Source organism: Psychrilyobacter sp., from assembly GCF_049671765.1.
Taxonomy (GTDB): Bacteria; Fusobacteriota; Fusobacteriia; order Fusobacteriales; family Fusobacteriaceae; genus Psychrilyobacter.
This window is the reverse complement of sequence record NZ_JBATVM010000320.1, coordinates 1-9,157: the sequence shown is the minus strand read 5'-3', so window position 1 is coordinate 9,157 and position 9,157 is coordinate 1. Positions and strand designations below refer to the sequence as shown.

Below are 9,157 nucleotides of genomic sequence, written 5' to 3'. Positions count from 1 at the left end.
ACTATTTTGCGATTCTTTACTATTCATTTTCATCCATGGACTTTGTAACTTAATTACACCTAATTTTATTTTGTCCTCAGAGAATTCTTCTATCTCAATTGCTCCATTTTTTAATATTAAATCAATACCAAACATATTAAATGAACCATTTTGAGCATCTATTGTTCCACTAATTTTATAATTATTACTATCCTTTAAAAATTTATTATTAAATTGTAAATTCCCAAACTTTAAGTCAAAATCATCTTTTTTTAATGATAATTTTTTTAAAACAACGGAATTTTTTATTTGAAGATTATTTATTGAATAATTAAATTTTGAGGAAACATCTAAATTCCCATTAAGTTCTAGACCTTCTTGTAAAAATGGCGATACACCTTTTAAATTGAAAGATATTATATTTAGATCTCCCTTAATCTTAATAGAGTCTATATTTTGCTCTTTTTTTATATTTTTTTCTTTTTCTATTTCCCCAGTTAATGTCATCTTAGAATTTTGAAACTTTCCTGTAAATTCTACTTTTGAGGTCCCTTTTAATGTCCCTAAATCGTTTACCTTTAGATTATCTATTTCTAAATTTAAGTCTTTATCATATATATTATATCTAGATATTTGAAGTGCCTTTATGTTAAATATAGGGTAACTTAATTTCTCGATTTCCTCACTATTTCCATTAGTTTTTTTATTTAAAATCTTGGATATGGAAGACATATACTTTCTAATACTTTCTATGTTCACTGTCCCATTATTTGTTTTTACTTCATTTAGAAAAAATTTATTTTCATTTATTTTCACACTTTCTATCTTTCCTTCTAAATGATCAATTGAGAAAAGTTTGCCTAATTCAACAGAATTCATTTTTAACTGATTTATATTAAATTGACCTTCTAAATTATAGATATCTTTTAAAAAATTAAAATTAAAGTCAAAAGAACTATCTACTCTTCCCTTTATTTCTTTTAAATTATATAAACTTTTAATTATATAAAGTTTATCATCTAGCAAGAATTCTTTTGTTTCTAATTTTCCAGATAAAGTTCCATCTTTTTTATATTCTAAATTAAAGTTCACTTGTCCTTTGTTATAAAAATCTATCCTTGAATTAAAAATAAAATTTTTATTTTTATACAATATTTGTGGTGTTTTTATAGTAAATTTATTTTCACCTCGAACTACTTTATCATTATAATAAAAAGTAAAATTGTCTATAGTAATATTTTTAAATTCTATACTTTTTATAAAACTATCATCTACACGTTCATTCTCTATCTCTACTTTTTTATTATCAGAATCTATTTTTTTTAAAATAGAATCAAAATTAGCTATTCCATCATCATATTTTAGTCTAAGAGTTGGATTTATAAGATTTAAATTTTCAATATAAATTTTTCTTTTTAATAGTGGCAATATATCTATGTTTACATCAAAAGAATCAAATTTTATAAAAATATCTTTCCCATTTTTCTCATATATTTTTAAATCTTCAATTGAAAGAATATTTCTGAGATAGTTATATCTAAAATTTCCACTACTTACTTTTCTTCCTATTGTTTCTTCTAGTTTATTTACTGCTATATTTTTTACTATTGATGGAAGTTGAATCAAAAATATAACCCATGCTACAAACAATACTATATAAATTTTTTTTTTCATTTTTAACAAACCTCTCCTCTTTTTACTTTCATCTTAATCTATAGTTTATCTTTAATTTTCCTCTTATCTAAATTATATACTATAAAATTTCAACTTTTCAAAAAAATAATAGCTTCCCACAATTTTGAGAAACTATTTTTTTTTAATTATTAGGAGAAAGTAAATAAATTAAAATACTTCTAATTTATTTTTCTTCAAAGGCCATGCCCAAAGAGCAAGATATATCAAAGAAAAAGTTATCAATTTTATAAAGATATTATCTATATAAAAACTACCTCCAAGAGCTATAAGAGTACTCATAACAACTTTAAATTTGAATTTCACTATATATGTCAAATCTAACTTTATATATTTTTTATTGAATGTAACATATAACAACATAAAATTAACCATAGATGCTATAGCTGTAGCTAATGCAAGTCCTCTGTGTTGAAATTGTTTGATCAATATAGCATTTAAAATTATATTTATTACTATAGATATAGCACTGAATATTACAGGCCTTTTGGTATCTTTCATCCCATAAAAAGCCCTACTCATAAGGTGTACTGCCGTATAGAAAAATAATCCTACTGAATAAAATATTAAACTTTCAGATGTAATAGTTATAGAATTTTGTGTGAATTCTCCATGACCTAAAACTAGTTTTATTATATCCCTTGCGTAAAATATCAAGACTCCCGTACTAGGTATGATTAAAAATTGTAAAAAATTAAGTCCCCTTTGAAGACTATTTCTGACTATTTCTGTTTCATTATTTGAAATAGCTTTAGATAGAGTAGGATAGATCACTGTAGCTATGGAAATACCAAACACTCCTAATGGTAGATTATATATCCTTGTGGCATTTTCTAATGCTGATACTCCTCCACTAGCTAGATGAGATGCAAAAAATTGGTCCACTATACTATTTATCTGTCTTGCAAAAATCCCCAATAACATAGGTATCATCAAAATAAATATTTTTTTTAGATCTTCATCTTTAAAATCTATCTTAAATTCATAGTTTCTAACTACCTTTATAAACGTAGGTAAAACTACTAAAAACTGTAATACCCCTCCTACAACTACTCCTACTGCCATTGCTGTCACACCATATTGCTTACCATAAAGTATTATACTAATTATTATGGCAAAATTAAAAAATAATGAGGTACTAGCAGAGATTAAAAACTTTTTAAAATTATTTAGTATAGCAGAGATCATCCCAGCTAAACCTATAAATACAAAGTAAATAGCCATTATTTTTAAAAGTTTAGAAGCTATAACCTTTGTTTCTTCTGGATATCCTGTTACAATAAAATTAATTATATTATCTGAAAAAATTACCATAAGGATAGTTACTAGAGTTGTAAATATAAATAATAGATTTAAGACTGAATATATAAGAGATTTAGACTTCTCAGCTCCATATTTTTTTTCCTTATCGTTATAGACAGGAATAAATACGGTTCCCAAAGCTCCTTCTCCTAATAATTGCCTAAAAAAATTACTTATCTTAAAAGCACTAAAGTATGCATCAGTATATTTAGTCGCACCAAAATAATATGCAATAAGTGCTGTTCGTACTAATCCCAAGACTCTACTTGCTAAAGTGATTATCATAATTAAAATACCACTTCTAAACATCTTAGATCACCTCACAAGGAGTTTTTAATCTTATTCCATGCTCTAATATCTCTATGTCATCATCTTTGTATAATTCCAAGAGAGATAAAAATAAATATACCAAATGAAGTTTGTCTATAGCTTTAGAAAATATATCTTCTAAATAAACTTCCCTTCCTGCAGGTATACTTTCCCATAATTTATTTTTTTCCTCTTTAAGATCGTATTTAACTTCGATATCAATCTCATATACATCTGTATTTTTTATATATTTAGAATAAATCTGAAATATAAGGTTCCCATTTAAATTAGATAGATCAAAATCTGTATTTGGAACCTTTATTATATTTTTTCCCTTACTGAATTTAGTATAAGAAATATTATATTCATTTTCTAATTCCCTTATTTTTTCACTTAATTCTTTAAATAATTTATATTCTGCAAGTTTTTGTGTTAAAGCTTCCTCTTTTTTCTCTTTTTCCCTCATATTTAAGATAGATAGTGCTTTTATCTCCAATAATTCGCTGGCAACTCCTAAAAATTCCACCTTAATAGAAATACTTTCTTTTCTAGCTTCCTCAATTAGAGACAGATACTCGTCTATAAGGGTACTTATCTTTACCTCTGTTATTTTCATCTCTTTTTTTTCCAAAAGATGAAGAAGAAGGTCCAGTGGACCCTCAAAATTTTCTAATTTAATCTCTAATTTCATTTTTACCTTCTTTAATTTTTATTTTTAGTTAAATCTTTTAATCATTAATTATTATTAATTTTAGTTGCTTTGAAGATAGTCCTTCCATATCAAAACATCATTAGCAATGGCTTTTTTTAATTCATCTATAGAATTAAATTTTTTTTCAGTCCGGAGATTTTTTATCAATTCCACTATAACTTTTTTCCCATATATATAATCTGAAAAATTTAAGATATGAGTTTCTACACTTAGTTCCCCGTCTTTTAACGTAGGATTTCTACCTATATTGACTACCCCATCATAGATCTCACCATAACCTTCTATCTGAACTTTAGCTCCATATATTCCAAATGGAGGATATATCTTATCCATTAATTTTAAATTTGCTGTAGGAAATCCTAGTTGACGTCCATATTTTTTACCATGAACTACTCTTCCTATTATAAACAAATTATAACCTAATAAAATTTTGGCTGTCTCTAGTTCTCCACCTGTTATAAGTTCTCTAATTAAAGTACTGCTTATAACTTTTTTCCCCGAAGTTACAGGTTTTGTCTTATTTACTTCGATTCCACAGGTTTTTCCAATTTTTATCATATCATCTACAGTAGCTGCTCCTCCTGCACCAAATCTAAAATTAAACCCTACAAAAATTTCACGAGTCCTAAATACCTTTAATAATTTTAAAAATTCTAATGGTGTAAGGCCAGAAAACTCTTTATCAAATTTTTGAAACACAACATAGTCTACTTTTAGTTCAGCCAAAAGGTGAATTTTTTCTTCCCTAGAATTTATCAATTTAGGAGCTGTTTTTTGAGACATAAAACTTTTAGGGTGTTTATCAAAAGTAAATACCACCGATTTCCCACCAATTTTTTTTGCTCTTTTTATAGCTTCTTTAATTACATTTTTATGACCTTCGTGTATTCCATCAAATGCTCCAATCGCCACACATAGATCGTGATTTTCCTCTTTTAATTGAAATATATCATCTATGATTTTCATACTGTACTCCTTATTTATTTTCTTCTTCTTTTAAATCCTTGTATATTTTCTCTATCCTTCTAAATCTATTTCTAACTCCAGATTTACTCAAACTAATCAAATCCCCTAATTCATGAAGGGAAAACTCAGGATTTTGCAATCTTAGGTTAGCCATCTCCTGTAGTACCGAAGTCATAGAAGAAAGACCGATTTCTTTCTCTATATACTCTATCATAAGTACGTGTTTTCTCCCAGTATTTAGTGTTTTTGTCTCATTAGCTACTTCCCAATTTATCTCTCTAATTGTCTTATTTTTTATCTCTTTCAGCATTATTGTTTCTTCATATTTAAAAAATTCTTTGAGTATTCCCACTGCCACTAAAACATCCATAATGTCCTCTGAATTTCTTAAATATATCAAAAATTTATTTCTTTTAGTTGTTTTAAAACATCTTTTATTCCTAAATTTTAAAAGTGCATAAAGTTTATCTGCAACTTCTTCAGAATCTATAAAAAAATCAATAGCATATTCTTTTTCAGGATCTTTTATATATCCACAAGCTAAAAATAATCCTCTAAGAAAACCGTTATATAGATCCTCTCTTTGGTCTAACTGCTCTTCTATCAACCTAAAAGAATCTAAAAATTTATTATAACCCATTTGGTATGGTATTGTAACCACATACACTTTGTGCTCACCCAGTTTTTTACTGATAGAATATTTTATAAATGTCTTTAAACTTGTTAACTTTTTAAAAAGTTCCACAACTCTCTGTGAAAGAGAATAATTTTCTAAAGTTATCTCAATTTTTTTTTCATAAAATGCATTTTTTGAATAAAGTATTCCATAGATCTCAGCTAAATTTTCATCATAACTATTGACCTCTTTACTAAAAATTTCATCTTTTATCCTAAATGTATATGACATTTCCACCCCTTTTTAGGAAAAACTATTTAGCTTCACTCCAATTATCACCCATAGCTACATTAGCTTTTAATTTTACATGGTCTAATTTCACAGTTGTTTCCATTATATCTTTTATAAGTTTTGTATACTCTTCCATCTTCTCTTTTTTTACTTCAAAGATTAGTTCATCATGAACCTGTAAATTCATCTTTATATCCTCTTTGCCTTCTAGTTTTTTATTTAGTTCTACCATTACTATTTTTAGTATATCTGCTGCTGTTCCTTGGATTACAGAATTTACAGCCATTCGTTCAGCTTGCTTCACAATGTTTTTATTAGAAGAATTTATTCCTTCTATCGTTCTTTTTCTATCATAAAGAGTTCTTACAAACCCATCACACTTAGCTTCTTCTATTATCTTTGTTTCTAGAGCTTTTACACCTGGATATTGAGTAAAGTATCTAGAAATATATTCTTTAGCCTCACTGAGACTTATTTTTAATTCACTAGATAATCCAAAAGCTGTTTTCCCATAGATTATACTAAAATTAACAATTTTTGCCAAAGATCTTTTATCACGACTTACATCTTCATCTTCTGTTAAAGAAAATAATTTCCTAGCTGTAAGATCATGGAGATCTTTATCCTGTTCATAAGCTAAGATAAGAGTTTCATCTTCACTTATTTCTGCTAAGACTCTAAGCTCTATTTGAGAATAATCAATTGCTAAGAGTTTATAGCCATCTTTTGCTACAAATCCTTGCCTAATTTTTATACCTTCTGGTGTTTTTACCGGAATATTTTGCAGATTTGGATTAGAAGAAGATAATCTTCCTGTTGCAGTTCCTGTCTGGTTAAATGTTGTATGTATTCTACTATGCTCATCAACTAACTTAGGCAGCGCTTCTACATAGGTACTCTGTAATTTAGCCAATTTCCTGTATTCTAATATATCTTTGGCAATCATTTCACCATCTCTATCTCTTAGCACTTCTAAAACCTCTACTCCTACAGAATCTTTCTTCACCTTAGGTAATTTCATCAATTGAAATAATACTATACCTAATTGCTTAGGTGAGGCTATATTAAATACTAGCTGATTATTTAATAATTCTTCTAAATCAGCATTTTCTATTTTTTCTGCATATGCAGTATATTCTGATTTCTTCTTATAGTTAAGTTTTCCTAGTTGTAGAAGGCTCTCTCTGATTTGCTCTTCAGTCAATTCCATCATGTTGATATTATGTTCTACACCTTTTGTTACTTCAGCTTTAATCTGAGGTATTATCTCATCTAATTTTATAGATAACTCCTGCTGATATTCCTTGAAATAGTCTAAATCAATTAAAATTCCTTCTTCTTCCATCTTATATAGAACTTTTACCAATTCCATCTCAATATTATATATCTTTGTCAATTTTTCTTCTTCTAATTCTTCTAAAAATTTAGTTCCTGATTTATATAAAAATTTAGCTCTAACTTCTAAAAAATTATGCATATCTTCTACATCCATCTTTTCAATAGATCTTTCTTTCAAAATTTCATTTTGTGTTTTTAAAACTTCCCCATCTCTATCTAAAACCAAATTTTCAAATTCTTCCTTTGTGTGGTTAGTTAGAAGGTAATTTCCTATAAATATATCACACTTTATATTTTTTGGTTCTATTCCTGATTTTAATAATTTCTTATAACCATAGATTACATATGGTGTATCTAATTGAAACAAAGGCTTTAAAGCATCTAAAGTTATTTCTTTTGTTATAAGAATACTTGGATTCAAAGAGATATATCTGCTTCCCTTATCTGTAATAAATACTATCCCATTTTCATTCTCAAAAAGTGCTACTTGATTAGATTCCTCTATCTCTTTTTTTAATTTCTTTATTCCATCTAGATCTATGATCTTAGTTTTTTCTATCTCTTTTTCTGCTAAGACTTCGACTTCAACTTCTTTTTTTTCTATTTGCTTTTCACTTTCATAAAAATGATCTTCTAATTTTTTTTCCATTTCTTTAAATTCTTCCTCTGTTATAGATGATGTTTCTATAATTTTCAAAATTTCATTTAAAGCTTTTTTAAGTTCATTCTTCCTTTCAAAATCTATTTCTTCTTTTTCAATATTTTCTATATTTTTACTATCTATAGATCTTTTTTCCTCTTCTTTTTCTAGTTCAAAAGTAAATCTTTTTATATAGCTTTTAAAGTTTAGTTCCTTACATAATGCCACTAACTTACTCAAATCTTTATTATATTTCATATCTTCCAAATTAAAGCTTAGATCGATATCTTTTTTTATTACTGCTAGTTTCCTACTTAAAAATGCTAAGTCCTTATCTTCAGCAATATTTTTTACTAACCCTTTTCCAATTCCAGGAATATCACTTAATTTTTCTATATTTTCATAGATTCCCTCTAAATTTCCATATAAATCTAACATTGGAACTGCTTTTTTAGGACCTACTTTTCTTACACCTGGTATCCCATCACTAGAATCTCCAATAAGTCCAAATAGATCAGGAATTAATTCTGGTGTAACTCCTAATTGTGCCACTACATCTTCAGGGGTTCGAAGAATTCCAAATCTACTTTTCCCATCTCCCTTTCCTAATAGAGCAATCTTTATATTTTCATCCAAAACTTGAGAAAGGTCTTTATCACCAGTAACTATATAAGTTTCTATCCCTTCTCTTGATAGTTCCTTTGCATATGTTCCCATTACATCGTCTGCTTCATGGCCCTCTATTTTCACTTTTTTTATATTAAACACATCTAATAGTTCTTCAATTCTTTTTATTTGTAAAGCTAGATCATCTGGCATTGGTTTTCTAGCTGATTTATATTTATCATAGATTTTTGTTCTCTCCAAAGATTTTCTACTTACATCAAAAGCCCCAATTATATATTCAGGTTCAAATTCTTTTAGTACACCTAAAAGTGTATTTAAAAATCCAAAAGTTGCACCGGTTGGTTCTGAATTTGTTCTAAGATTCATATGTGCATAATATGATCTATACATAATTGCACTTACATCTAATAATACTGCTTTTTTCATATATTTTCTCCTCATATGTTTTCATTCGATTATTTTTATTTACTCTATAAAAACATATTATATTTTTTTTATTTTAATTTTAAATAAATTTAATTGGGTCAAATTTAAATAATAATATCACTATTTATTATATCATAAATTATTTATATTTAGAGTTTATTTGATGATTTTATATATTTTATTTGGTTTTATTATTTTTATTTTAAATTTTATATACATTAATTATCGGACTTTAAAACACGTAAAGTAATTATAATAT

General features: G+C 26.7%; 6 protein-coding genes. All 6 read right to left on the bottom strand.

What is annotated here, in order from left to right; all coding sequences use genetic code 11:
- Window positions 1–1,653: hypothetical protein (locus tag WBG30_RS14950; RefSeq protein ID WP_424505454.1), on the bottom strand; the 1,653-nt coding region annotated here is incomplete at its 3' end.
- Window positions 1,654–1,821: 168 nt separating this feature from the next.
- Complete coding sequence (gene murJ, locus WBG30_RS14945; RefSeq protein ID WP_424505453.1) at window positions 1,822–3,282, bottom strand: murein biosynthesis integral membrane protein MurJ; 1,461 nt, start codon at window positions 3,280–3,282, stop codon at window positions 1,822–1,824.
- Window position 3,283: 1 nt separating this feature from the next.
- Window positions 3,284–3,973, bottom strand: a complete 690-nt coding sequence (locus WBG30_RS14940) for a segregation and condensation protein A (protein ID WP_424505452.1) — start codon at window positions 3,971–3,973, stop codon at window positions 3,284–3,286.
- Between the two features lie 60 nt (window positions 3,974–4,033).
- Complete coding sequence (locus tag WBG30_RS14935) at window positions 4,034–4,960, bottom strand: bifunctional riboflavin kinase/FAD synthetase (RefSeq protein ID WP_424505451.1); 927 nt, start codon at window positions 4,958–4,960, stop codon at window positions 4,034–4,036.
- 10 nt (window positions 4,961–4,970) lie between these two features.
- The gene (whiA, locus tag WBG30_RS14930) at window positions 4,971–5,867 is read right to left on the bottom strand and encodes a DNA-binding protein WhiA (protein WP_424505450.1); all 897 of its coding nucleotides are present in this window, start codon (window positions 5,865–5,867) and stop codon (window positions 4,971–4,973) included.
- 22 nt (window positions 5,868–5,889) lie between these two features.
- Window positions 5,890–8,898 carry a DNA polymerase gene (locus tag WBG30_RS14925; protein ID WP_424505449.1) on the bottom strand — a complete coding sequence of 1,003 codons (3,009 nt, stop codon included), beginning with the start codon at window positions 8,896–8,898 and terminating at the stop codon, window positions 5,890–5,892.
- Window positions 8,899–9,157: the final 259 nt, after the last annotated feature.